Annotated in this window: 20 protein-coding genes and 1 pseudogene; 7 read left to right on the forward strand and 14 right to left on the reverse strand. The window is 71.4% G+C overall.

All coding sequences use genetic code 11. The annotated features are described in order from the left end of the window. Nucleotides 1-77 precede the first annotated feature (77 nt). Both LGR69_RS23675 and LGR69_RS23680 read left to right on the forward strand, forming a co-directional pair. Nucleotides 78-3,422, forward strand: a complete 3,345-nt coding sequence (locus LGR69_RS23675) for a tetratricopeptide repeat protein (RefSeq protein ID WP_230367619.1) — start codon at nt 78-80, stop codon at nt 3,420-3,422. A gap of 7 nt (nt 3,423-3,429) precedes the next feature. Beyond that, a pseudogene (locus LGR69_RS23680) lies at nt 3,430-3,783 on the forward strand (AAA family ATPase); the annotation flags it as partial. 246 nt (nt 3,784-4,029) lie between these two features. Here the strand turns inward: LGR69_RS23680 and LGR69_RS23685 are convergent. The 6 genes from LGR69_RS23685 to LGR69_RS23710 all read right to left on the reverse strand — a co-directional run bounded on the left by LGR69_RS23685 (nt 4,030) and on the right by LGR69_RS23710 (nt 9,222). Continuing rightward, entirely contained in the window at nt 4,030-5,478 is a 1,449-nt protein-coding gene (locus tag LGR69_RS23685) for a pilus assembly protein TadG-related protein (RefSeq protein ID WP_230367539.1), read from the reverse strand. After that, nucleotides 5,463-6,245, reverse strand: a complete 783-nt coding sequence (locus LGR69_RS23690) for a TadE/TadG family type IV pilus assembly protein (protein ID WP_230367540.1) — start codon at nt 6,243-6,245, stop codon at nt 5,463-5,465. Before LGR69_RS23690 ends, LGR69_RS23685 begins: the two co-directional genes overlap by 16 nt. Continuing rightward, the gene (locus LGR69_RS23695) at nt 6,245-6,781 is read right to left on the reverse strand and encodes a TadE/TadG family type IV pilus assembly protein (protein ID WP_230367541.1); all 537 of its coding nucleotides are present in this window, start codon (nt 6,779-6,781) and stop codon (nt 6,245-6,247) included. The genes LGR69_RS23690 and LGR69_RS23695 overlap by 1 nt, the downstream gene beginning before the upstream one ends. A gap of 84 nt (nt 6,782-6,865) precedes the next feature. After that, nucleotides 6,866-7,636, reverse strand: coding sequence for a flagellar type III secretion system pore protein FliP (gene fliP / locus LGR69_RS23700; protein ID WP_230367542.1), 771 nt, complete (start codon nt 7,634-7,636; stop codon nt 6,866-6,868). Nucleotides 7,637-7,641: 5 nt separating this feature from the next. Further along, the gene (locus LGR69_RS23705; protein WP_230367543.1) at nt 7,642-8,709 is read right to left on the reverse strand and encodes a flippase-like domain-containing protein; all 1,068 of its coding nucleotides are present in this window, start codon (nt 8,707-8,709) and stop codon (nt 7,642-7,644) included. A 63-nt stretch (nt 8,710-8,772) separates the two neighbouring features. Then, nucleotides 8,773-9,222 carry a hypothetical protein gene (locus LGR69_RS23710; protein WP_007569061.1) on the reverse strand — a complete coding sequence of 150 codons (450 nt, stop codon included), beginning with the start codon at nt 9,220-9,222 and terminating at the stop codon, nt 8,773-8,775. A gap of 180 nt (nt 9,223-9,402) precedes the next feature. Between LGR69_RS23710 and LGR69_RS23715 the strand changes: the two genes are divergently transcribed. Both LGR69_RS23715 and LGR69_RS23720 read left to right on the forward strand, forming a co-directional pair. After that, nucleotides 9,403-10,716, forward strand: coding sequence for a capsule biosynthesis protein (locus tag LGR69_RS23715; RefSeq protein WP_230367544.1), 1,314 nt, complete (start codon nt 9,403-9,405; stop codon nt 10,714-10,716). 101 nt (nt 10,717-10,817) lie between these two features. Further along, nucleotides 10,818-11,099, forward strand: a complete 282-nt coding sequence (locus LGR69_RS23720; RefSeq protein WP_007569064.1) for a hypothetical protein — start codon at nt 10,818-10,820, stop codon at nt 11,097-11,099. Nucleotides 11,100-11,257: 158 nt separating this feature from the next. Here LGR69_RS23720 and flbD read toward each other — a convergent pair whose 3' ends face one another. The 8 genes from flbD to LGR69_RS23760 form a co-directional block, all read right to left on the reverse strand. Continuing rightward, nucleotides 11,258-12,619 carry a sigma-54-dependent transcriptional regulator FlbD gene (gene flbD / locus LGR69_RS23725; RefSeq protein WP_230367545.1) on the reverse strand — a complete coding sequence of 454 codons (1,362 nt, stop codon included), beginning with the start codon at nt 12,617-12,619 and terminating at the stop codon, nt 11,258-11,260. An 80-nt stretch (nt 12,620-12,699) separates the two neighbouring features. After that, nucleotides 12,700-13,032 (reverse strand): flagellar motor switch protein FliN, encoded by a 333-nt coding sequence (gene fliN, locus LGR69_RS23730; RefSeq protein ID WP_007569068.1) that lies wholly within the window; start codon nt 13,030-13,032, stop codon nt 12,700-12,702. A 9-nt stretch (nt 13,033-13,041) separates the two neighbouring features. Then, a complete protein-coding gene (locus tag LGR69_RS23735) occupies nt 13,042-13,653 on the reverse strand; it encodes a FliH/SctL family protein (RefSeq protein ID WP_230367546.1) in 612 nt (203 codons plus the stop codon). Then, entirely contained in the window at nt 13,650-14,696 is a 1,047-nt protein-coding gene (locus LGR69_RS23740; RefSeq protein WP_007569072.1) for a flagellar motor switch protein FliG, read from the reverse strand. The genes LGR69_RS23735 and LGR69_RS23740 overlap by 4 nt, the downstream gene beginning before the upstream one ends. A gap of 24 nt (nt 14,697-14,720) precedes the next feature. Continuing rightward, nucleotides 14,721-16,346: a flagellar basal-body MS-ring/collar protein FliF gene (fliF, locus tag LGR69_RS23745; protein WP_230367547.1), complete on the reverse strand. Its 1,626-nt coding sequence runs from the start codon at nt 16,344-16,346 to the stop codon at nt 14,721-14,723. A 206-nt stretch (nt 16,347-16,552) separates the two neighbouring features. Continuing rightward, on the reverse strand, nt 16,553-16,828 hold the full coding sequence (sciP, locus tag LGR69_RS23750; protein WP_007569077.1) for a CtrA inhibitor SciP: 276 nt from the start codon (nt 16,826-16,828) through the stop codon (nt 16,553-16,555). A 91-nt stretch (nt 16,829-16,919) separates the two neighbouring features. After that, the gene (locus tag LGR69_RS23755) at nt 16,920-17,597 is read right to left on the reverse strand and encodes a flagellar hook assembly protein FlgD (protein ID WP_091858726.1); all 678 of its coding nucleotides are present in this window, start codon (nt 17,595-17,597) and stop codon (nt 16,920-16,922) included. Nucleotides 17,598-17,669: 72 nt separating this feature from the next. Continuing rightward, nucleotides 17,670-19,160, reverse strand: a complete 1,491-nt coding sequence (locus LGR69_RS23760; RefSeq protein ID WP_230367548.1) for a flagellar hook-length control protein FliK — start codon at nt 19,158-19,160, stop codon at nt 17,670-17,672. Between the two features lie 722 nt (nt 19,161-19,882). On the opposite strand from LGR69_RS23760, the gene mnmA reads away from it, so the two are divergent. Genes mnmA through LGR69_RS23775 form a run of 3 tightly spaced genes read left to right on the forward strand, consistent with a single transcriptional unit; the run spans nt 19,883 to nt 22,495 of the window. Beyond that, nucleotides 19,883-21,037 (forward strand): tRNA 2-thiouridine(34) synthase MnmA, encoded by a 1,155-nt coding sequence (gene mnmA, locus LGR69_RS23765; protein ID WP_091858733.1) that lies wholly within the window; start codon nt 19,883-19,885, stop codon nt 21,035-21,037. Between the two features lie 25 nt (nt 21,038-21,062). Next, on the forward strand, nt 21,063-21,716 hold the full coding sequence (locus LGR69_RS23770; protein ID WP_007569084.1) for a class I SAM-dependent methyltransferase: 654 nt from the start codon (nt 21,063-21,065) through the stop codon (nt 21,714-21,716). Then, entirely contained in the window at nt 21,713-22,495 is a 783-nt protein-coding gene (locus LGR69_RS23775) for a TVP38/TMEM64 family protein (protein ID WP_091858737.1), read from the forward strand. The genes LGR69_RS23770 and LGR69_RS23775 overlap by 4 nt, the downstream gene beginning before the upstream one ends. Nucleotides 22,496-22,507 lie beyond the last annotated feature (12 nt).

Raw genomic sequence — 22,507 nt, forward strand, 5'->3', positions numbered from 1 at the left:
CGCAGGATGCCTCCGATGTGTGGCGCCGGGCGCCGTGGCCCGGGCGGGCCGCGCGCCGGGATCGGATCGGCGAGGCGATGGGCGCGGAGGGCAGGCGATCCCGGATCGGCCGATACGGCGGCGCCCTGCTGCGCGTGTCGCTGCCCGCGCTCGCCCTCCTGGCGGCGATCGACCCGGCGCTCGCCGCGCGGCTGATCGGCGCCAAGGGCAGCGAGGCCGGGACCGGCCCCGGCGGCTACGGGCGGATCGTCCTCACCTTCGACAAGCCGGTCACCGTCAAGGCGAAGCTCGCGGGCGGCATCCTGCTGCTCGGCTACGGCGAGCGGGTCGCGCCCGGTCCCGAGCATCTCGCCGAGGAGATGCCGGCCTTCGTGTCCATGGTCCGGCGCGATCCCGACGGGTCGGGCCTGCGGGTCGCCCTGCAGCGGCCGTTCCGGGCCAATGTCCAGCCCGCCGGCGAGCGCGTGTTCGTCGACCTGCTGCCGGAGGGATGGTCGGGCCTGCCGCCGCCGCTGCCCCCCGAGGTGGTGGCCGAACTCGCCCGCCGGGCGCGGATCGCCGAGGAGGCGCTGAAGGCGCGCACGCTCCCGCCCGTGCGCAAGCCCCTCGCGCTGGAACTCGCCCGGCTGCCGACCCTGACGCGCCTGTCGCTGCGCCTGCCCGATGACGTGGTGGCGACCGTGGCCGCCGAGGGCCCGACCACCCGCCTGCGCGTGGCCGGCGCCTGGACGATCGATTCGAACGAGGCCCGCGGCCGCCCGCGGCCCGGCATCGCCAAGCTCGCCACCGAATCCGACGAGGGCTCGGCCAGCATCCTGGTGACGCCCGCCGAAGGCTTCACCCTCACCACGGAGCGCGAGGACGGGGCCTACACGATCGACGTCGTGCCCCGCACGCCGCCCCAGGGCGCCAAGTCCAAGGCCGCCGAGGTGCCCGGCCCGGTCGAGCCGGACGCCGCCAGGCCGGCCGCGCCGGTCCCGGCCCCCGTCCGGACGGCCGAATCGCCGCCCGTCCCGGAGGCTGCGCTCGACGCGCCGCCGAAGCGCCAGGCCGGCGCCGGCCTGGTCTTCCCGTTCCAGACCCTGCCGCCCGCCGCCCTGTTCGAGCGCGGCGGCATCGCCACCCTGGTGTTCGAGAGTGCCGAGCCCGTGACCGTGCCGGCGGGCCGCCAGGGACTGACCCCGGTCGGAGCGCCGACGCGGACCGGGCCGGTCACAGTCCTGCGCTTCGCGGTGCCGCCGGGCCGGCTGGTCGATCTCGCCGCCGTCACCACCGGGACCGGCTCGGCCTGGGAGCTGTCGGCCGGCGATACGCTGAGCCCGAGCGACACCCTCGACCCGGTGCGCAAGCCGGACCCGTCGGGTCGGATCACCGTCGCCCTGGCGCTGGCCCGGCCCGGATCGGTCACCTGGCTCGACCGCGACGGCGAGCGCATCGCGGTGGTCACCTCGGCGGCGCAGCGCGCCGTGGGCAATCCGAAGAGCCGCCGCTTCGTGGATTTCGAGATCCTGCCGAGCCGGCACGGCCTCGCGGTGCTGGCGGGCGCCGACGACCTCGCGGTCCGCCCCCAGCTCGACGCGGTGACGATCGGCCGGGAGGGCGGGCTCGCCGCCTCCACGGCGCCCCGCAGGGCCGACCCCGCCCTGGCCGAGGCCGGCACCCTCGCGGTGGCGCGCCAGCCCTGGGAGCAGGCGCGGGCCGGGAACGTGCGCGAGACCCTGCGGACGCTCGCCGACACCGCCGCGATGGTGCCGCCGGCCGAGCGCGGCCCGGCGCGCCTGGCGCTCGCCCGCGCCAACATCGCCAACGGCTTCGACCCCGAGGGCCTCGCGGTTCTCGAGGCGGCGGCCGCCGAGGATCCGCTGCTGGCCACCCAGCGCGACGTCGCGATCCTGCGCGGCCTGGCGCTCGCGCGCAGCGGCCGCAACGCCGAGGCCCTGAAGGCCCTGTCGGTGCCCCAGCTCGCCGCCGATCCGGAAGCGGCCCTGTGGCGCGCGATGGCGTCTGCCGGGCTCGGCGACTGGAAATCGGCCGAGGCCGGCTTCCTCAAGGCGCTGCCGGTCGCCGACAGCTACCCCCCGGACCTCGCCCAGCAGATCCGCGCCGGGGCCGCGGAGGCCGCGATCGAGAACGGCGATGCCGAGACCGCCGCGGCCCGGGCCGAGGACGCGCCCGGCCTGCCGCCCTGGATCCGCGACCGGCTGGCCCTGGTCCGCGCCCGGGTCTCGGAGGCGACCGGCCAGGTCGATGCGGCGCTCGACGCCTATACCCGCCTCGAGCAGGTCGGCCAGCGGCCGGTGGCGGCCGAGGCGCAGCTGCGCGGCACGCTGCTCGCCCGCGCCTCCGGCAAGCTCGAGCCGGATGCGGCGCTCGACCGGCTCGAGCGGCTGGCCATGACCTGGCACGGCGGCCCGACCGAGACCGGCATCTCGGTCGGCCTGGCGCGGCTCTATCTCGGCGCCGGACGCTGGCGCGAGGCCTTCACGGTCCTGCGCCGGGCCAACGCCTACGCGCCGAACGACCCGGCCACCCAGGCGCTCGCCCGCGAGGTGCGGACCGCCTTCGAGAACCTCTACCTCACCGACAAGGGCGACACGCTCTCCGGCGTCGACGCGGTGGCGCTGTATTTCGACTTCCGCGAGCTGGCCCCGATCGGCCGGCGCGGCGACGAGGTGGTGCGCCGGCTGGCCGACCGGCTGGTCGGGCTGGACCTGCTGGATTCGGCCGCCGACCTGCTCCAGTACCAGATCGACAACCGGCTCACCGGCCCGGCCCGCTCCGCCGTGGCGGCCCGGCTCGCCACGATCCGGCTGATGGACGACAAGCCGATGCGGGCGCTGCAGGTGCTCGACGCCACCAACCTGCCCGAGCTGCCCGGCGAGCTGACCCGCGCCCGCGCCCTGGTCCGCGCCCGCGCCCTGTCGGACCTCACCCGCACCGACCTCGCCTTGGAGACGATCGAGGGCGAGACCGGCTCGGATATCGAGCGCCTGCGGGCCGACATCTACTGGGGCGCCCGCCGCTGGCGCGAGGCCGGCGAGTCGCACGAGGCGCTGCTGGGCGATGCCTGGCGCGCCGGCCGGCCCCTGGACGAGCAGGCCCGGGCCGACGCCATCCGCGCCGCGATCGCCTACGACCTCGCCGGCGAGGCGATCGGGCTGGAGCGGCTGAAGGCCAAGTTCTCGGAGGCGATGGCCGAGAGCCCGGACGCCCGCAGCTTCGCGCTGCTCACCGGCGCCAACCCGACGAAGACGCCGGAATTCCGCGCCATCGCGGCCCGCGCCACCAAGGCCGAGACCCTGTCGGCCTTCCTGGCCGAGTACCGCAAGCGCTACCCCGAGACCGCCTTGCCCGAGCGCGGCGCGGCGGCGGCGGCCGAGCGCCAGAGCAGCGTCGAGACCCCGGGCACGCCGCCGGGCTGAGCCCGCCATGGCCCTGGTGATCGACCCCGACAGCTTCCTCGAGACCGGATCCGGCCGCCACTGGACGCCGGAGCGCAACGCCGAGGCGTGGCGCCTGGCCCATGCGGCGCTGGACCGGGCTCTGGCGGGCGGGGGCATCGCGCGGGTCGTGATCGTCTGCGGCTTGCAGGGCGCGGGCAAATCGACCTGGATCGCCAGGCAGCACGACGATGCCGGCCGCGTCTACGTCGATGCCGCCCTTCCCGGGGCGCGGCACCGGGCGCCGCTCATCGCCATCGCGCGCAACCACGGCGTTCCTGTCGAGGCCGTCTGGATCCGCGTGCCGCTCGACCTTGCCCTGGAGCGGAACCGGCAGCGGCGGGCGGACCGGTTCGTCCCGGAGGCGAGCATCCGCTCGGTCGCGCGCCTGTTCGAGCCGCCTGGGATCGGCGAGGGTTTTCGGACGTGCGCATCGTCGAGGCCTGATCCTGGGCCTCAATCGCTCCACCCGTCATTGCGAGCGCAGCGAAGCAACCCAGCCCGGCGCGCGATCTCCGAAGGTGTCGCTTCCCGAGGCTGCTTCGCTGCGCGCGCAACGACGGTGAGGGTGACTTGGAGAAATCAGCCCTCACTGCGTCAGCCGCGCGACCTGCAGCGCCTTGTCGAACATCGCGGTGAGCGCGTTCGTGATGTCGTCCGGGCTGTTGGCCGTGTAGAAATACCCCGGCGAGGCGCAATTCTGCAGGGGCGTCGCCAGGGTCGGGCTGAAGGCATTCACCTTCTTGTTCTCTCCGGCGACGATCCCGCCGTAATCTTTGAAGCTGATGATGTTGTAGGGGATGTACAGGATCGAGATCGTCGCCCCGGCACTCTTCAGCGCCGTGCACAGCGACGGATCGATCTGCGAGGGCGTCGACGTATCGAAGTCGGCGCTGCCGTAGCCCGAGAACTTGGATGGGTTGCCCGGGTAGTAGTACTTGTTGTTCTTGTAGATATAATAGTGCTGGCCGTTCTGCATCCCGTCGGTGATCAGGAACACGAACGGCTTGCGGGCGCTGATGCTGGAGCCGTCGCCGAACCCGCCGGCATTGGTGATGGTGGTCTTCATCTGCGGCAGGACGACCTCGAAATGCGTGCCGCCGGAGCCGATGCCGGTGCTCGGGTCGTTGTTTGTGTAGAGCTGGGTCGTTCCGGTATCGAGCAGGCCGGTCAGGGCGAGGGGCCAGGACTGGGCGCATTGGGCGGCGGTGTTCAGGGTCGCGATCGAGCTGTTGATGTCGGCCAGCGTGCCAAGCTGGTTGATGAACGGGTACAGGCCGACGCGATACTGGCTGGTCACGGACGGATTGGCGGCCCGCTGGATTAGCGAGCAGACCGCGTTGTTGACGGCGTCCGAGCGCAACTGGATCTTGCCGGCGGCCAAGGTCCAGCCGTTGTTGCCCGGGTAATGGCAGGCGAACTGGCAGCCCTGCTTGTAGTCGTTACTCATGTCGTTGTTCTGGCTTGCGAGCTTGCTCATCCCGGTCGTCGTCGCCGGCAGGCCCATCGAGCCCGACACGTCCAGGAGCAGGTAGAAATCGAGATAGCTCGCGAGGTCGGCCGAGGCCTTGACCGTGTTGGAGAAGGTCGTGGTCGGGGTCCGGAAGATCTGGCCGAAATTGTTCTTCACCGTGGCGCTGTAGACGACCGTCGACCTGAGGGTCTGGCTGGTGCGCTCCAGTTGCGGCGTCTGAAGCTGCACCTGGGCGAACGGCACGGTGCCGGCATTGACCGTGAAGGCTTTCGAGGCCTGGGCGATACCGGCCGCGATGGCGTTGGCGGTGACGTTCGCCTGGCCCGGATTGGCGGCGATGTAGGCCTTGGCGGTGGCCACCGCCGCGACGGCGGCCGCGTCCGCGGCAGCGTCGAGCTTGGCCTTGTCGGTGATCGCCACGCCGTAATCGACCCCGTAGCCGATCAGGCCGACCATCGGCAGCAGGCTCAGGGCGAACAGGATCGTCACGTTGCCGGAGCGCGCGCCGGCAATGGGTGCCGCCCGGGCGACGAGGCGGCGCGCGCGGTTCAGAAACCCGGGCATTTCACGGCGATCCCATCGTTGCCCGCCGGGTCGAAATTGACCAGCGTGGCGTAGCGCGGCTGCACGTACATCGAGCGGGCGATCCGCACTGCGGGGATGAACCGCGCGCCGAAAGTCGGCTTGAAGTTGAAGACCACGTCGACCGCGACGATCGAGCCGGGCCCGAACACTGAGCGCGGCAGGGTCGTGCGGCTCGGCGGGGCGGTATCGGCGGCCGGGAGCTGGGGGACCGTGCAAGGCCGGTAATTCCCCCCGGTCGTTCCCGAACTCGTCCACACGACGGCACCCGTGTAGCAGGCGCTCAGGTCGCCGCCGGTGCAGTTCGACGCCGTCTGGGTGAACGCCACGGCGGCGTAGGTGATGGCGATGTCCTGCCACCATTGCAGGCCCTGCCGCGGCCCGTCCTTCATCAGGTACGGGAACAGGACGAGCGCGGAATCGAAGCTGAAATGCAGGTCGGTGGCGTTGACGGTCGCCACCGTCGAGCCCGCCGGCGGCATCGCCTGCGAGATCATCTGGCTGATCGACTGGGCGACCAGCCCGACCTTGCGGCTGGCATTGACGTAGGTGACGAGCTGGGTCCCGGCGAGCATAAGGATCAGCAGCACCGGCAGGATCAGGGCGAACTCGATCGCCGAGACCGCCCGCCTGTCCCGCAGGAAGCGCGCCGCCCGGAACCGGCAGGCCGCACGAGCCTGTCGATCCGCATCATCCCGGAAGCCGGGGCGCGCCTTACGGGACGATGCTCCGCGCATCCCGGGCGCCATCAGAACAGCTCGTTGCGGAACGCCGCCGTCGAGACCGTCAGGTAGGCCGGGGCACCGTTGAAGGTCGCGCCGCCGCCGAGCATCGACGCGAAGGCGGAGGGCAGGAAGGTGATCGGGTAGATTACCAGGAGATACTGGAACTGCCCGCGAGTGCCGAGGGTGTACTGGCCGGAACCCGGGGTCAGCGGCGGGATCGCCAGGCCGCTCAGGTCGGACTTCACGTAGGTGTAGTAACCGCTGGATGAGCTCCCGGGCGGCACCACGTACAGGCTGACGATGAGGTTGCTGCATTTCAGCGTCGCCGGCAGGTTGCTGCACAGCGAGGCCTTGAAGCTGGCCTGATCGAGGGCGTTCGCCTGGGCGGCGCCGGTGAGGATCTGCCGGGCCGCGCGGGTCGTGGCGTAGTCCAGCGCCTGATTGATGAACAGGATCGTGGCCACGGTCATGATGAACAGAAGGCTCAGGATGAACAGCATCGCGACCAGCGCGAACTCGACCGCTGCCGCCCCTCCTCGATCGCGAACGTAGTGGCGCATGAAGAACATGCGCTCTGTTAGCGAGAGATTGCTAAACCTGAGTTAAAACGCCCTTCGAAACTCTATAGACTTGCCTAAGTGAATCTATCCGCCGTAGCTCTGGACCAGCGATCCGGCCACCAAGGTCCAGCCGTCGACCAGCACGAAGAAGATCAGTTTGAACGGCAGGGCGACGGTGGCGGGCGGCACCATCATCATGCCCACCGCCATCAGCACCGACGCGACCACGAGGTCGATGATCAGGAACGGGATGAACAGCAGGAACCCGATCTCGAAGGCGCGGCGCAGCTCCGAGATCATGAAGGCCGGGGTCACGATCTCGAGGCCAACATCCTCCGGCCCCTTCGGCACCGGCACCTTGGCCAGATCGAGGAACAACTTCAGGTCCTTCTCGCGCACGTTCTTGAGCATGAACGTCTTGAACGGCGCCGAGGCCCGCTCGAAGGCCTGGGCCTGAGTGATCCGGCCGGCGACCAGGGGCTCGATCCCGGCGCTGTAGGCCGCGCGGCCGGTGGGGGCCATCACGAAGGCGGTCAGGAACAGCGCCAGGCTCACGATCACCGCGGTCGGCGGTGCCGTCTGGGTGCCGAGCGCCGAGCGCAGGATCGACAGCACGACGACGATCCGCGTGAAGGCGGTGGCCATCACCAGCACCGAGGGCGCCACCGCCAGGACGGTGATCAGCGCGACGAGCTGGAGCGCCCGCTCGGTGGTCCCGCCCGCGCCGAGATCGACGCTGAGGCTCTGGGCCAGGGCCGGTCCGGCACCCAGCAGGGTGCCGATCAGCGCGGCGAGGATCGGGACGCAGCGGGTCCCGACCGGGCGGCCTGTCGGCGCATTCGTCGTCACGGGCATCGGGGTCACGTGCGGTCGCAGCTGGGTGTGGCCGGGCGCACGCCCGTGCGCCGCGCCTCGAGGTTCTGCCAGACCAGCAGCGCCGGCAGGCCGAGGACGACATCTGGGACGCGCCGGGCGAGCGAGAGGGCGATCGCCGTGCCGGCATCGATCCCGAACAGGCCGCAGACCAGGACGAGGCCGCCCTCCTGCACGCCGAGCCCGCTCGGCACCAGGAAGGCCGCGGCCTTGATCGCCTGGCTCAGCGCCTCGATCACCAGGATCTCCGACAGGCTGATGCTCTCGACGCCGATGCAGGTGAGCACGACCGCGACCTCGGCGGCGCCGAGCAGCCAGGCGAGCGCGTGCAGGGCGAAGGACTGGACGAGCCGGCCGCGCCGTTCCGTCGCCCAGACCGTGTCGAGCGCGCCCTGGATCCGCTGGGGCGGCTCCGGGCGGGCCTCCGTCTCGCGCACGAAACGCCGGCCCAGGGCCGCGATGCGGTCCTCGACCACGCGCACGATCCCGGTGCGCTGGAAGGCGAAGAAGGCCGCCACCGCCAGGCCGGCCACCGCGAGGGTCCGCAGGGTCCAGTGAGCGAGCTCGGCGGCGGCCGGGCCCTCGACCTGGCTCAGCAGGCCGGCGCCGAGGGCGGCAAACAGCGCCAGCGTGCCGACCTGGAACAGCATGTCGGCGAGCACCGAGGCCGCCGCCAGGGTGCCGGTCACGCCCCAGAAGGTCAGGAGCCGCGCCCCGAGCACGTCGCCGCCGACCGAGGCCACCGGCAGCAGCACGTTGATGCCCTCGCGCACGAAGCGCAGGATCAGGCAGGCCGAGGCCGGTGCGGGCGACAGCCCGTCGAGGATGCGCGCCCAGGCGAAGCCGCAGGCCAGCACCACGAGGGCGCGGACCAGCGTGACGCCGGCAAAGCCCACGAGCCCGATCCGCCCGAACGCCGCGGCCACCGCCGAGAGATCGTTGGTCGCCACGAGCCAGACCGCCAGGCCGAGGCCGATCAGCGTGCCGATCAGGGGCAGCCGGCGCAGCACGGCGAGGCCGATCCGGTGGGGCCGGGGGTCGCGGTCGCCGCTCACGGTCGGCCCGCGGATGAGGTGCGCCAGATGGCGGGCAAGGGCGAGCGCTCCAGGTTGCGCCAGTCAAGCAGCCGGCGGCGATTCGGCAGGTGGCACCGCCGCTAGGGATGTATTGGGGCCGAATTCGGGGGCGCGGCGCCGCGGTAGCACGGGGCGCAGCACGGCGGCGAGGGCTTCCTGGGGGGCGGCATCGGGATCGAGCAGGACGACGCGGCCCTCCGCCAGGCTCGCGCCCGTGGCCACCGCCACCGCGCGTTTCGGGCAGGGCCCGAGGCAGCCCGACTCGACGATGCAGAGCTTGGTCCGCCCGGTGAGCAGCCCGTCCTTGACCGCCTGCTTGGCCGCACCCTTCAGGAGCGCCCGGATTTCGCGCGGGCGCAGCCCCTGGCGCTTGGCGCATTTGGTGCAGACCACCACCACCTCGGCGATCTTGGTCTTGGCCGACTGGGTCCGGGCCGGGCGACCGGCCGGGCGGTCTCCGGGTTCGGGGGCGACGCGAGGGAGTGTCATCATCGGGAGATTGTACGGCGCGATACCGGGGCCGGCTACGTTGCCCGTCGCCGCGGTGCGGCAGCGGCCGGGGCGGTGCCTTAAAAAGGGCCGAAAAGAACGGGATTCCGGCGCTGCGCACGGGCCGTCCTCCGGCCGGTTTCGCGGTGGCGGATCCGGCGCAGACCCAGGAACAGTGAGCGGATGAGCTTCGACGACGTCAAGGACGACACGCGCGAAAGCGAGCTCGTGACGTTCGCCCCATCGACGATGACCGAGCTGCGCCACGGCGCGGAGACGATCCGTCCGGTGCCGGAGAAGCGCGGCGCCCGGGCGCTGGTGGCCGCGGCGCGGGAGCGCCTCGACTGGACGCGGCTGCCCGGTCTCGGCCGTCGCCGGGAGGACACGTCGAGCTACGGTGCGCGGATCATCCGCCGCGTCGGGATGTTCGTGCTGCTGCCGACCCTGGTGGTCGGCCTGTACCTGTTCGCCTTCGCCTCCAACCAGTACATCGCCGAGGCCCAGTTCGCGGTGCGCGGCAACGTCGAGCCAATGGAGAACATCTCGCTCGGCCAGTACACGAACCTGATTCAGAAGCACAACAGCCAGGACAGCTTCATCGTCCGCGACTATATCGCCAGCCAGACGCTGGTCGAGGCGCTGGAGAAGAGCATCGGCATCTCGAAGATGTTCTCCCGGTCCGAGGCGGATTTCTGGGCCCGGTTCGATCCGAGCGACCCGATCGAGGACCTGACCAAATATTGGCGCAAGCACGTCGACGCGCATATCGACTCGATCTCGGGCGTGATCCGCCTGTCGGTACGCGCCTTCACGCCGGAGGACGCCCTGACCATCGCCCGCGAGGTGGTGAGCCGGTCCGAGGCGCTGATCAACGACATCTCGAAGCGCGCCCAGGCCGACATGGTCAAGCAGGCCCAGGCGGACGCGACGGTGGCCCAGGAGCGCCTGCGCAAGGCCCATCTCGGGGTGCAGAGCTTCCGGAACCAGTGGGGCGTGATCGACCCGATCAAGACCGCCGAGGGGACGCTCACCACGCTGACGCTCCTGCGCAAGGAGAGGCTCAAGCTCGAGACCGATCTTCAGGTCCTGCGCAGCTCAAACCTGGATGAGCGCTCGCGCTCGATCCAGACGCTGGTTGCCAACATCGCGGCCATCGACCAGCAAATGAAGACGCTGCAGGACGAGCTGACCAATGCCGGCGCGGCCGCGGGCGGCGGCGCCAACCTGACCGAGGCGCTGCTCCAGTACGAGGGCCTGCTGGTCGAGCGGACCATCGCCGAGAAGCTCGAGGAATCGGCCAACATGCTGCTCGACCGGGCCCGGATCTCGGCCAGCAAGCAGCACATCTTCCTGGCGACCTTCGTGCCGCCGGTCCTGCCGACCGACAGCCTCTACCCCGAGCGGGGCCATACCCTGATCGTGGCGTTCTTCTGCTTCTTCGTGCTCTGGAGTTCGTCCTCGCTTCTGATCGCCGGCATCCGCGACCAGCGGATGTGAGCCGGCGGGGCGGGGTCTGGATCCCGCGCCGCGCGGTCTGTAGAGGGAGACGACCCGGCACCCCGGGCCTCTCCCGATCGATCAGCGAAGTCTAACACGCCATGTCGGATTTCTCCGATCTCGTCGCGAAGGCGATCCAGCCCTCGATGAGCCGGGCGGAGCGCGAAGCGGTCTACACCGTGGTGCGGCAGGCCGTGCTCCGCCTGCAAGAGCGCGAGGCGCTGCCTCCCGACGACCCGCGCGTCGCGCTTCAGCGCCACCTCGTCGAGGAGACGATCCGCGACGTCGAGGGCGACGTCGCCCGCTACGAATCCCTGCGCAAGCTCGACGCGGCCTTCGCGGCCCAGAACGAGGCCAACAAGGCGTCCCGCAACGGGCGCTGACGGAGCCGCGGCCCGGGGCGATTCTCCCGTGTGCGCCGACAGCTCAGTGAGGAGCGGCCGCATATCCCAGAAACTCCCCGCATCCTGAGGCGCGGCCGCTTCGCTACGCCGCCTCAGGATAAGGGAGATGGGTGGGAAGGCCGTCGGGCGCTCTCGTCCTACCCGTAGGCCGCGCTCGCCCGGACGGCGCCGGGCTCGGCCACGTCGAGGCCGGCCGAGACGTACTCGTTGAGCTTGTTGCGCAGGGTGCGGATCGAGATGCCGAGGATCTTGGCCGCATGGGTGCGGTTGCCCAGGCAATGGTCGAGGGTGTCGAGGATCAGGTCACACTCGACCTGCGCCACGGTCCGGCCGACCAGCCCGCGGGTGGCGGCTTCGGCGGCCTGGACGGCGCGGCCGGCCGGGCCCGCCGTGGCGATCGACTCGCCGTCCGGGGACAGGATCGCGTCGGGGCTGATTTCGGGGCCGGAGGCCAGCAGCACCGCCCGGTGCAGGGTGTTCTCCAGCTCGCGGACGTTGCCGCGCCAGGGGTTCTTCAGCACCAGCGCCCGCGCCTCGGCGCTGAGCGGGCGGGCCGGCACGCCGTTCACCTCGGCGTATTTCCGCGCGAAATGGGCGGCGAGTTCCAGGATGTCGGCCGGCCGGTCGCGCAGGGCCGGCAGCTTCAGCGCGACGACGTTGAGCCGGTAGAACAGGTCCTCCCGGAACGTGCCCTTGCGGACCTCGTCCATCAGGTTGCGGTTCGAGGTCGCGAGCACGCGGATATCGACCCGCACCGGCGCGGTGCCGCCGACCCGGTCGATCACCCGTTCCTGGAGGGCGCGCAGCAGCTTCGACTGCAGGCGCACATCCATCTCGGAGATCTCGTCGAGCAGGAGCGTGCCGCCATTGGCCTCCTCGAACCGGCCGATGCGCCGGGCGACCGCGCCGGTGAACGCGCCCTTCTCGTGGCCGAACAGCTCGGATTCGAGCAGGGCCTCGGGGATCGCCGCGCAATTGACCGAGACGAACGGCTTGCTGGCCCGGTTCGACTTCAGGTGGACGTGGCGCGCCAGCACCTCCTTACCGGTGCCGCTCTCGCCGGTGATCAGCACCGAGGCCTCGGACGGGGCGACCTGCTCGGCGAGCTTGACCACCCGCTCCATCGACGGATCGCGCCAGACGAAGGCGGCACGGTCGGAGGCGACCGCCTCGAGCACCGCGGCGATCAGCTCGGGATCGGGCGGGAGCGGGATGTATTCCTTGGCGCCGGCCCGGATCGCCGCGACCGCGGTCTGGGCATCGGCCGAGACGCCGCAGGCCACCACCGGGGTGCGGATGCGCTCGGCCTCCAGGGCGTCGACGAGGTCGCGCACCGCCAGCGACACGTCGATCATGATCAGGTCGGCGCCCTTGGCGCGCAGGACGTTGAGGCCCTGCGGGATGGCGTCCGCCTGCGTGACGGAGGCGCCGCGCCGCATCGCGATCTTGGAGGCGGTGATCAGCTCGCCGTTGAGCCGCCCGATCATCAGGAGCCGCATGGTTCGTCCTTCTCAAACGTCGTGGCGCTGATGGGGCGCCGCCTCAGCGGGGCGGGCGCTACCGGCACAGGTCCAGAAAACTATTCGCCCTTGACGATCTCGGTCATCGTCACCCCGAGCCGGTCCTCGACGAGGACGACCTCGCCGCGGGCGACGAGCCGGTTGTTGACGAAGACGTCGATCGCCTCGCCGACCTTCCGGTCGAGTTCGAGCACCGCGCCGGGGGCGAGGCGGAGCAGGTCGCCGATCGGCATCCGGGAGGAGCCGAGCACCGCCGAGACCATCACGGGCACGTCGAACAGCTGCTCGAGGTCGGCAGCGGTCTTCGGGGTGGTGGGCGCGTCCCGGATCGAGCCCGCGGCGTAGTCGGGATCGTTGTCGCCGAGCTGGGGCAGGCTGAAATCGTCGGACATCCGGGCTCCTTACGGGGTCGGGGGCAGGCCGAGGGCGTCGGCGACGGCGGCCTCGATGCGGGCGCGCTCGCGCACGATCCCGCCGTCGGCCCATTCGATGCGGGCGTCGCCCGCCTGCATGTCGGGATCGCCCAGCACCACGAGGCGGCCCTCGTAGCCGCGCTCGCGGGCGAGCGTCCTCACCAGCGCCTCGGCGTCCTCGACGAGGCCGTCATGCACGCGGACCACGAGATGAGGCACGCCGCGCAGGTGCTGGAGCGCCGTGCGGGCGGCCTCGCCGATGCTGGCGAGCGGGGCGGCATCGAGCGCCTCGCCGGCGACCTTGCGGGCGATCAGCACCGCGACCTCGACCGCCTGCGCCTCGCGCGCGGCATCTTGCGCGTCGGCCCGGGCGAGGAGGGCGGTGGCGGCCTGGGCCAGGTGGCTCAGCGCGTCGGCGAGCCGGCCCTGGATCCGGGCCTCGGCCTGGACCAGGCCCTCCTGCACGCCGCGGGCATGGGCTTCGACTTCCGCGCGGGCGGCCGCCTCGGCGGCGCGCTGGGCCGCCGCGCTCGGGCGCGGGCTGCGGAAGTCGGTCTCGAACAGGAACGGCTTCGCGATCTGGGGAGACGAGACGTTCAATAGACCAGCTCCTCCTCGGCGCTGTTCTTGGCGATCATGATCTCGCCCTTCTCGGCCAGATCCTTGGCGATCTCGGTCATCTTCGCCTGCGCCTCATCGACCTCCTTGAGACGGACGGGGCCGAGGGAGGCCATCTCGTCCGTGAGGTTCTTGGCCGCGCGGGTCGACATCTGCCGCATGAAGAAGGCCCGGGTCGGCTCGTTGGCGCCCTTCAGGGCCCGGCACAGGGTTTCATTGTCGATACCGCGCAGCAGGGTCTGGACGCTGCCCGGATCGAGCTTCAGCAGATCCTCGAAGGTGAACATCAGCTCGCGGATGCGCTTGGCCGAGCCGCGATTGGCCTGGTCGAGGGCCGCGAGGAACCGGCCCTCGGTCTGCCGGTCGAAGGCGTTGAACACATCCGCCATCATCTCGTGGGCGTCGCGGCGCTGGGTCTGGGCGATGGTCGAGACGAACTCGACCCGCAGGGTCTCCTCGATGTGGCGCAGGGCCTCCTTCTGCACCGTCTCCATGCGGAGCATCCGGTTCAGGACGTCGATCGCGAATTCCTCGGGCAGGATGGTGAGCACCTTGGCGGCGTAGTCGGCCCGCACCCGCGACAGCACCACCGCCACGGTCTGCGGGTACTCGTTGCGCAGGAACGAGGCCAGGATCTCCGGATCGACCTGGGCGATCGAGGCCCAGACGCGCTTGCCCGACGCGCCCTTGATCTCGGCCATGATCAGCGAGACCTGATCGGACGGGAAGATCTTCAGCAGCAGCGCCTCGGTGCGCTCGAAGTTCGACGAGATGCCGCCGCTGTTGCTGAGCTTCGTCACGAACTCGATGATCAGCCGCTCGACGGTGGCGACCTCCAGCGTGCCGAGCTGGACCATCGCGTGGCTGACCTTCTTGACCTCTTCCTCCTCCAGCATCTGCCAGATCGGCGCGCCCTCGGCCTCGCCGAGCATGAGCAGCAGCGCGGCCGCGCGCTGCGGGCCGGGCATCGCCGCGAAGGCGCTGTTGCCCTCGCTCGTCAGATTCGCCGCCAGTCCTGCCGCCATCGTTCGTCCCCGATCCTCGACGCGCTACTCTTCCTGGATCCAGGTGCGCAGCACCTCGACGGTCTCGGCCGGGCTCGCCCGGACCATGTCGACGACGCGCTGGACCGTGTCGGCCTGGATCTGGCCGTTGATCTTGGCGAACTCCATCAGCCGGGCGGTCGGGTTGTCGCGCTCGATCATGGTGACCGTGGCACCCGAGGCCGCGGCGGCGGCCGCCTCGGCGAGGGTCGCGGGGCCGGCCAGAGCCGGGGCGGCCGGCACCGGCGCCAGGACCTGCCGCACCAGCGGACGCACCACCGTGAGCAGGACGATCAGGGTCAGCAGCGCCAGAACCGAGAGCTCGGCCATGCGCAGGACGTCGTCCTTGGTCGGCGCCAGCAGCGACTGGATCAGGGTCGGCTCGCTGAATTGCGGCACGCTCGGCGCCTCGGCGAAGCGCAGGTTCACCACCTCGAGCTGGTCGCCGCGGGCCTTGTCGAAGCCCACCGCGCTGCGGACCAGGGCGGTGATCCGCTCGATCTCGGCCGGCGGTCGGGGCGCGTAGGTCTGCTTGCCGTCGGGGGCGGTGGCGTAGACGCCGTCGACCACCACGGCGACCGACAGGCGCTTGATCCGGCCGCCCTCGGCGATCTCGGTCTTGGTGACCCGGGAGATCTCGTAGTTGGTGGTCTCTTCGTTCTTGTTGGTCGCGTCCTTCGGGGCCGGCGGCTTGTCGCCGCCATTGGCGCCGGGCAGCTCGTTGCCGACGGTCACCTGGCCGTCGGCATTGCCGGTGACGGCGGATTCGGTCCGGGTCTGGGCTGAGCGCACGACCCGGCTCTCCGGGTCGAAGGTCTCGGAGCGGCTCTCGACCCGGTTGAGGTCCAGCTCGGCATTCACCTGGACCCGGGCGCGGCCCGGGCCGACGATGCCGGCCACCACGTCCTCGATCTGGCCGCGCAGGCGCCGCTCCAGGCCGATCTGCCGGTCCTCGAAGCCGCTGACGCCGTTGGCGTCGGCATCCTTGGCGCCGTCGGCGAGCAAGCGCCCGCGCTCGTCGACGATCGAGACCCGCTCGGGCTTCAGGCCCTCCACGGCGGAAGCCGCCAAATGGCGGATCGCCCGGACCTGCCCGGCATCGAGCTCGCCCATCAGCTTCAGCACGATCGCCGCGCTCGGGGTCTCCCGGTCGCGCTCGAACAGGCGCCGCTCGGGCAGGACCAGGTGGACGCGGGCCGCCTGGACCCGGCCGATCGCCCGGATCGAGCGGGCGAGCTCGCCCTCCAGGGCGCGCAGGTGGTTCACGTTCTGGACGAAGTTGGTGGACGAGAACGCGTCGCCCTTGTCGAAGATCTCGTAGCCGACGCCGGCCTGGACCGGCAGGCCCTTGCCGGCCAGATCCATGCGCAGCCGGGCGAGGTCGGCCCGGGGCGCCATGATGGTCTGCCCGGTATCGCCCTTCGATTCGTAGCGGATGCCGCGGCTGTCGAGCTCGCGGATCACGGCGGCCGAATCCTGCATCGACAGGTCGGAGAACAGCACGCCCATATCGGGACGCGACACCCGCAGGATGATGAACGCGAAGAAGCCGATCAGGGTCAGCGTCACCGCCGCCATGGCGGCGATCCGGGCCGGTCCGAGCTTCGTGACGAGATCGAGGACCGGCTTCACGGGCGGTTCGCTGCACTCTGACGCTGACGGAGCCCGACGCCCCGCCCGGCAGAAATTGCCCAGCCCATGGTTAGCGGGGCGTTAATGCCGGGCGCGGGACGGGCGTAAAGTTGGGTCCCGGAACGGAACGAAGCCGCATCCGGGATGCGGACGCGGCTTCGGACGGTGTCGTTTCCGGGGATCGGGCCGTTCGGCGCGATCGCGGCTCAGTGCCGGTAATGCTGGATCCGGGTCGTCCGCAGCCCGGCCAGGCCGTGCTGGTCGATGGAGAACTGCCAGCTCAGGAATTCCTCGGTGGTCAAGGTGTAGCGCTTGCACGCCTCCTCGAGACTGAGGAGGCCACCGCGCACGGCGGCGACGACCTCTGCCTTGCGCCGGATCACCCATCGGCGGGTGCTCGGCGGCGGAAGATCCGCGATGGTCAGAGGACTGCCGTCGGGCCCGATCACGTATTTGACTCTCGGGCGGCTGGGTTCGGTCATGATACGCTCTACACTCGACTGACCTGTCGAGCGTTGAAGGTACTTGCGCCCGCTTAAGAGATGTTGAAGCGGATCACTCGGATATGATTCGTCAGGTGCCACTTGTGGACAACCCTATGCTTTGGACGCTGCTGAGCGGGACTTTCTGGGAGCCGATCATCAGGACCGGCGCCGTGCCGCTGAGGTCGACCGAGTCCACGGTCCCGTTCAGCTGGGTGTCCACGGCGACGTTCGTCCCGGTCGTGTCGGCGGCCGAGACCTTGATCGAATAGGTGCCGTCGGGCGCGGTCAGGCCCGACGAGGTCTTGCCGTTCCAGCTGTAGGTCTGGCTGCCGGCCGTGAGCGACGTGGTCTGCGTCGCCACCACGTTGTTCTTCGAATCGAGGATCGTCACCACCGCCTTGGGGGCCGCCCGGGCGGGCGTCAGCGTCCAGGAGGCCGAGCCGTTGGAGAGCTGCGAGCTGCTGCCGTCGGCCGTGATGCTCTTGCCGATATAGCTCGTGGCCGAGGCCGAGCTCGCCGATTTCGACGCGGTCAGGATGCTGTCGAGGCGGTCGTTGGACTTGAGCTGCTGCTCGACGCCGGCGAACTGGACCAGCTGCTGGGTGAACTGGTTGGTGTCCATCGGGTCGAGCGGGTTCTGGTTCTTGAGCTGCGTGGTCAGCAGCGTCAGGAACTGCGTGAAATTGCCGGCGATCTCGCTGGCATTGCCGCTGACGCTCGTCGCTGTGGATGATGTGTTGGTAACGCCGGATATGCCGGAGGTCATGCGGCTCGCTCCCGTGGCGCGTCGGGGCGGACAGCCCGGACGGGTGATGGTTCGATGCAGTCGCGCATCGCGCTAGATTCGGATGTCGAGGCCGCCGTAGCCGCGCAGCCAGCGCGTCGGGGCGGTCTCCTGGGGCGCCTCGGCCCGATCCTGCGCCCAGGCGGCCTGGCCGTTCCGGGGCGCATCGCCCTGGCCGCCGCCCGCGCCGCCCTGGGCGTTGCCGTCGCTGCGCAGCGACAGGTTGAGGCCGCCCCCGGACGGGTCGAGCCCGGCCTGGGACAGGGCTTGCTGCAGCTGGCCGGCGTCGCGTTGGAGCATCGCCAGGGTCTCGGGCCGCTCGACGACCAGATGGGTCGTCACCGTGCCGCGGGCCTTGTCGATCTCGAGCTTGACGTCGATCCGCCCGAGCTCGGCCGGATCGAGCCGGATCTGGAACTCGCTCGACCCGGCGAGCGAGCGCAGCCCGATGGTCATCGGCACCTGGCCGATCGGCACCGCCGGATCCGGCGGCGCCTGCATCGGATTCGGAGCGGGCGCGGCGGCCTGCGTCGCGCCGGGACTGGTCCCGACCGCGGCCTGCGGGGCGAGGGCGGACGGGTCCGGGCCGCCATGAGGCGGGGCCGGGGCAGGCGCCAGCAATCCGGCCGACGCGCCGCCGCCTTGCCCGGCCTCCGCCAGGGCGGCGAGGAAATCCGGGCCAGCCTGCGCGCCCGACGCCGCTTCCGCACCCGCGGGCTCGGCCTCGCCGGCTTTGACCGCCTCGACCGGGCTCGCACCAGGACCCGCGGCCTTCGCCATCGGCGCTGCGCCGGTCTTGGCCCCAATCATGGTGAGGCCGGGTTTCCCGCCTGCGGCTTCCGTCGCGGCAGCCGAGGTGTCCGCGAGCGCGGTCCCCAATGCGGCGGTGCCGGTCACGCCGACTTCGCCGTCCTGGCCATCGGCTGCCTTGGTCTGGACGGGAGCGCCCTTGATCAACTCGGCCAGCAGGGCCTGCACCGTGCCGGGCACGGCCGGGGCCGTCGGCTGAGTCGCGGCCTGGGCCGGCACCTCGCTCGGCACCGCCTCGGCCTGCGCGGCCTCGGGCGCGGCCGGATCGGCTGCACCCGCGTCGGCCTTGGCCGGATCGGCGGCCGTCGCGTCTGACGCGGCCTCCCGCACCGGCGTGCCGGCGGCGTCGGAGGAGGCCGGCTGTGCCGTCGGATCGGTGTTCCGGCCGGGGCCGGCGGCGGGGGCGGGATCCGACGGTTTCGCCGGACCCTGCGTTTCGGTGCGGGCCATCGGTTTGGCTGGCCGCGCCTCGGCCGGCGGTAGGATCGGAGCCTCGACGCGGGGCTCTGCCGGCCTCGCGGGATTGGTGGGGCGGGCCTCCGGACGGGCGGCGGCGCGCGCCTTGGCGGTGTCGGCCGCATCCCGCGCGCGCTCCGAGGTGGTGCGGGCCGCATCGGCCTGATCGCGCCGGGCGTCCACGCGGGCGCGGCTCGCCGCCGCATCATCCCGGGCCCGCGCCGCGCTCAGCGCAGCGCCGAAGCGGTCCTGTGACGAGTCGCCGGCCCGGGCCGCCACGCCCGCCGCATCCCAGCTCGATCGCGGGGTGGACGATGTGCGGGCGGCCGGAATCCACCCGCTGACATCCAACCGATCCGCTGCGCCGCTCGCCATGGTGAGGCTCCTCTCGCTGCGGATCGAGCAAGGGCCAGGCCATCAACGTGTCCCAGTAAGCGGCTGAACAAAAAAGGTTTTTCTTAAGGTGCGCGTAGGCCTGGGCTTCCCCCGGGGCCGAACCTGCCGCGCGCCAGGCAGGATTTGCCGGGCGCCCAGTGTCTGGATCTGGTTGCAAGGTGAAGCGCAGACAGCAGTGATACGAAGGTTGATTCCAGCGGAGGCTGGTAAGCCTACGCAACCCCGGGTCTGGCCGGGTGCCCGCTCCCGCACCCGCCATCAGTGACACAGGCCGGACGATTCATCGCGCTCCACCGCGGAACGCTCGGTCTCGTTGTGCAGCCCCAGGCTGGACCGGTGCCGCCACGCCCCGTCATCCCGGGGCCGCGCAGCGGAGCCCGGGATGACGGGGCGCCAAGCTCTTGCACTGCCGGTGGTTCTGGAGTCCGAACTCGCCTGCGGCGAACCGGAGTGACGGCGCCGGGGGCGTCTCCGGCCACGCACGGGGCGATGCGTCGCCATCGCAGGCGCCCAGAAAACCCAACCCTGGAAAGCCGGCCGGACTCCCGCTATAGACGGGCCGTGCAGCCGAGACGCCTTTCAGCCGGCGGCGGCGGACCCGTGCGATGAACGCCCTCGACCTTCCCAAGCCAGCCCACGAGACGCGCGTCGTCGTCGCCATGTCGGGCGGCGTCGATTCCTCCGTGGTCGCGGGGCTGCTGAAGCGGCAGGGCTTCGACGTGGTCGGGGTCACGCTCCAGCTCTACGACCACGGCGCCGCGACCCATCGCAAGGGCGCGTGCTGCGCCGGCCAGGACATCAACGATGCGCGTGCGGCCGCCGAGCATCTCGGCATCCCGCATTACGTCCTCGATTACGAGGACCGGTTCCGCGACGCGGTGATCGAGAAATTCGCCGAGAGCTACCTCGCCGGCGAGACGCCGATCCCCTGCGTCGAGTGCAATCGCACGGTGAAGTTCCGCGACCTGCTCGGGCTTGCCCGGGACCTGAACGCCGACGCGCTTGCCACCGGCCACTACGTGGCGAGCCGCGCGCTGCCGGATGGTGGGCGGGCCCTCCACCGCGCGCTCGATCCCGCCCGGGACCAGAGCTACTTCCTCTACGCGACCACGGCCGAGCAGCTCGCGTTCCTGCGCTTTCCGCTGGGCGAGATGTCCAAGACCGAGACAAGGGCGCTCGCCAAGGATCTCGGCCTGTCGCTGGCCGAGAAGCCGGACAGCCAGGATATCTGCTTCGTGCCCCAGGGCCGCTACAGCGACGTGATCGCTCGCCTGCGCCCGGACGCGGCCCGGCCCGGCGAGATCGTCGACCTCGCCGGCCACGTCCTCGGTCGGCACGAGGGCATCGTCCATTACACGGTCGGCCAGCGCCGGGGCCTCGGCCTGTCGGGCTCCGAGCCGCTCTACGTCGTGCGCCTGGAGCCGGACACCGCCCGGGTGGTGGTCGGCCCGCGCACGGCGCTGGCGACGACCCGCATCCGCCTCTCGGACCTGAACTGGCTGGGCGAGGGCCCGGCCGAGTCGGTGCGCGACCTGCAAGTGGCCGTCCGCGTGCGCTCGACCCGGCCGCCGCGCCCGGCGACGCTGACCATCGGGCCGGACGGCGCCGCCGAGGTCGTGCTGACCGAGCCCGAGGACGGCGTGTCCCCGGGCCAGGCCTGCGCGATCTACGGCGACGACGGCCCCCGGGCCCGGGTGCTGGGCGGCGGCACCATCCGCCGGGTCGACGCGTTGTCGGCCCGGCCCCGAGAAGCCGCCTGATCTCACTTTCTGGATAGTCTGAACGATGCTGAGCGAGCCGCAGATGGCCGGGCCGAGCACGGCCCTGATGCGCAAGGCCTATGCCCGCTGGGCCCCCGTCTACGACGTGGTCTACGACAAGCTGACCGAGCCCGCGGCCCGGGCCGCGGTCGAGGCCGCGGCCGAGCACGGGCCGCGGATCCTGGAGGCCGGCGTCGGCACCGGGCTGGCGCTCGGCTATTACCCGAAGGCGAGCTTCGTCTGCGGGGTCGACCTCTCCGAGGACATGCTCAAGCGCGCCCGCGCCAAGGTGAAGCGCCGGAACCTGTCCCATGTGAAGGGCCTGCAGGTGATGGATGTCTGCCATCTCGGCTACGCCGATGCGAGCTTCGATGCCGTGGTGGCCCAGTTCCTGATCACCCTGGTGCCCGACCCCGAGGCTGCCATGTCCGAGTTCCTGCGGGTGGTCCGGCCCGGCGGCGGCATCGTGCTCGCCAACCATTTCGGCCAGAGCGACGGGCCGCTGGCCCGGGTCGAGGAGGTCGTCGCCCCGCTCTGCACCAAGATCGGCTGGTCGTCGGACTTCAAGGCCACCCGGATCGAGGCCTGGGCCCGGCGCAACGGCGTCGAGGTGCTGGGGCTGAAGCCGACCTTCCCGGGCGGCTTCTTCAAGATCCTGCGGATGCGCAAGCCCGGGTGAGCGACGCCGGGCTCGCGTCCGCTCCGGAGGGGCGCTGGAAGCGGTTGCGGCGCTGGCTGCCGCTGGGGCTGCTGCTGTGCATCTCGGCGATCGTGCTGGTCTCAGGGGTGGCGCAGCTCCTGAGCCTCGACCGGCTGCTCGCCTCGCGGGCCTGGCTGCACGGCTTCGTCGAGGCCGGATACGCGCGCGCGCTGGTGGCGGCTTACCTGGTCTACGTCGCCGCCGTGGTGGTCTCGGTGCCGGCCACGCTGATCCTGACCATGATCTGCGGCTTCCTGTTCGGGATCGTGCCGGGGGCGCTCACGGCGGTCTGCGCCGCCACCACGGGGGCGGCGATCGTCTTCGCCATCGGCAAAGGGCCCGGGGCCGACCTGCTGCGCCGGATGGGCGGGACGCGGCTCGCCGCCTTCACGGACGGGTTCCGGCGCGACGCCTTCGGCTACATCGCGGTGATGCGGCTGCTGCCGCTGTTCCCGTTCTGGATGACCAACCTCGCGCCGGCCGCCTGCGGGGTGAAGATGCGGGTCTTCGTGCTCGCGACCTTCCTGGGCCTGCTGCCGGGTGCCCTCGTCTACGCCACCACAGGGGCCGGGATCGACGACGTGGTCGCCGCCCACGAGGCCGCCCGGGCCGCCTGCCTGGCCTCCGGCGCCCCCGGCTGCGACGAGGCCCTGACCCTGCGGGCGCTGATCACGCCCAAGATGGTGGCGGGCCTGGGAATGCTGGCGGTCTTCGCCCTGGGCAGCATGGTGCTGAGCCGGCGGTTCCGAAGGGGGTGAGGGGCGATTGAG

The sequence above is a fragment of the Methylobacterium brachiatum genome (assembly GCF_020523825.1).
Classification (GTDB): domain Bacteria; phylum Pseudomonadota; class Alphaproteobacteria; order Rhizobiales; family Beijerinckiaceae; genus Methylobacterium; species Methylobacterium brachiatum.

What these genes read in the sequence shown, in the direction of transcription:
- LGR69_RS23675 (WP_230367619.1), top strand. Translation starts at nt 78, where the DNA reads ATGGGCGCGGAGGGCAGGCGATCCCGGATCGGCCGATACGGCGGCGCC.
- LGR69_RS23685 (WP_230367539.1), bottom strand. Translation starts at nt 5,478, where the DNA reads ATGCCCGGGTTTCTGAACCGCGCGCGCCGCCTCGTCGCCCGGGCGGCA.
- LGR69_RS23690 (WP_230367540.1), bottom strand. Translation starts at nt 6,245, where the DNA reads ATGGCGCCCGGGATGCGCGGAGCATCGTCCCGTAAGGCGCGCCCCGGC.
- LGR69_RS23695 (WP_230367541.1), bottom strand. Translation starts at nt 6,781, where the DNA reads ATGCGCCACTACGTTCGCGATCGAGGAGGGGCGGCAGCGGTCGAGTTC.
- fliP (WP_230367542.1), bottom strand. Translation starts at nt 7,636, where the DNA reads ATGCCCGTGACGACGAATGCGCCGACAGGCCGCCCGGTCGGGACCCGC.
- LGR69_RS23710 (WP_007569061.1), bottom strand. Translation starts at nt 9,222, where the DNA reads ATGATGACACTCCCTCGCGTCGCCCCCGAACCCGGAGACCGCCCGGCC.
- LGR69_RS23715 (WP_230367544.1), top strand. Translation starts at nt 9,403, where the DNA reads ATGAGCTTCGACGACGTCAAGGACGACACGCGCGAAAGCGAGCTCGTG.
- LGR69_RS23720 (WP_007569064.1), top strand. Translation starts at nt 10,818, where the DNA reads ATGTCGGATTTCTCCGATCTCGTCGCGAAGGCGATCCAGCCCTCGATG.
- flbD (WP_230367545.1), bottom strand. Translation starts at nt 12,619, where the DNA reads ATGCGGCTCCTGATGATCGGGCGGCTCAACGGCGAGCTGATCACCGCC.
- fliN (WP_007569068.1), bottom strand. Translation starts at nt 13,032, where the DNA reads ATGTCCGACGATTTCAGCCTGCCCCAGCTCGGCGACAACGATCCCGAC.
- LGR69_RS23740 (WP_007569072.1), bottom strand. Translation starts at nt 14,696, where the DNA reads ATGGCGGCAGGACTGGCGGCGAATCTGACGAGCGAGGGCAACAGCGCC.
- sciP (WP_007569077.1), bottom strand. Translation starts at nt 16,828, where the DNA reads ATGACCGAACCCAGCCGCCCGAGAGTCAAATACGTGATCGGGCCCGAC.
- LGR69_RS23755 (WP_091858726.1), bottom strand. Translation starts at nt 17,597, where the DNA reads ATGACCTCCGGCATATCCGGCGTTACCAACACATCATCCACAGCGACG.
- mnmA (WP_091858733.1), top strand. Translation starts at nt 19,883, where the DNA reads ATGAACGCCCTCGACCTTCCCAAGCCAGCCCACGAGACGCGCGTCGTC.
- LGR69_RS23770 (WP_007569084.1), top strand. Translation starts at nt 21,063, where the DNA reads ATGCTGAGCGAGCCGCAGATGGCCGGGCCGAGCACGGCCCTGATGCGC.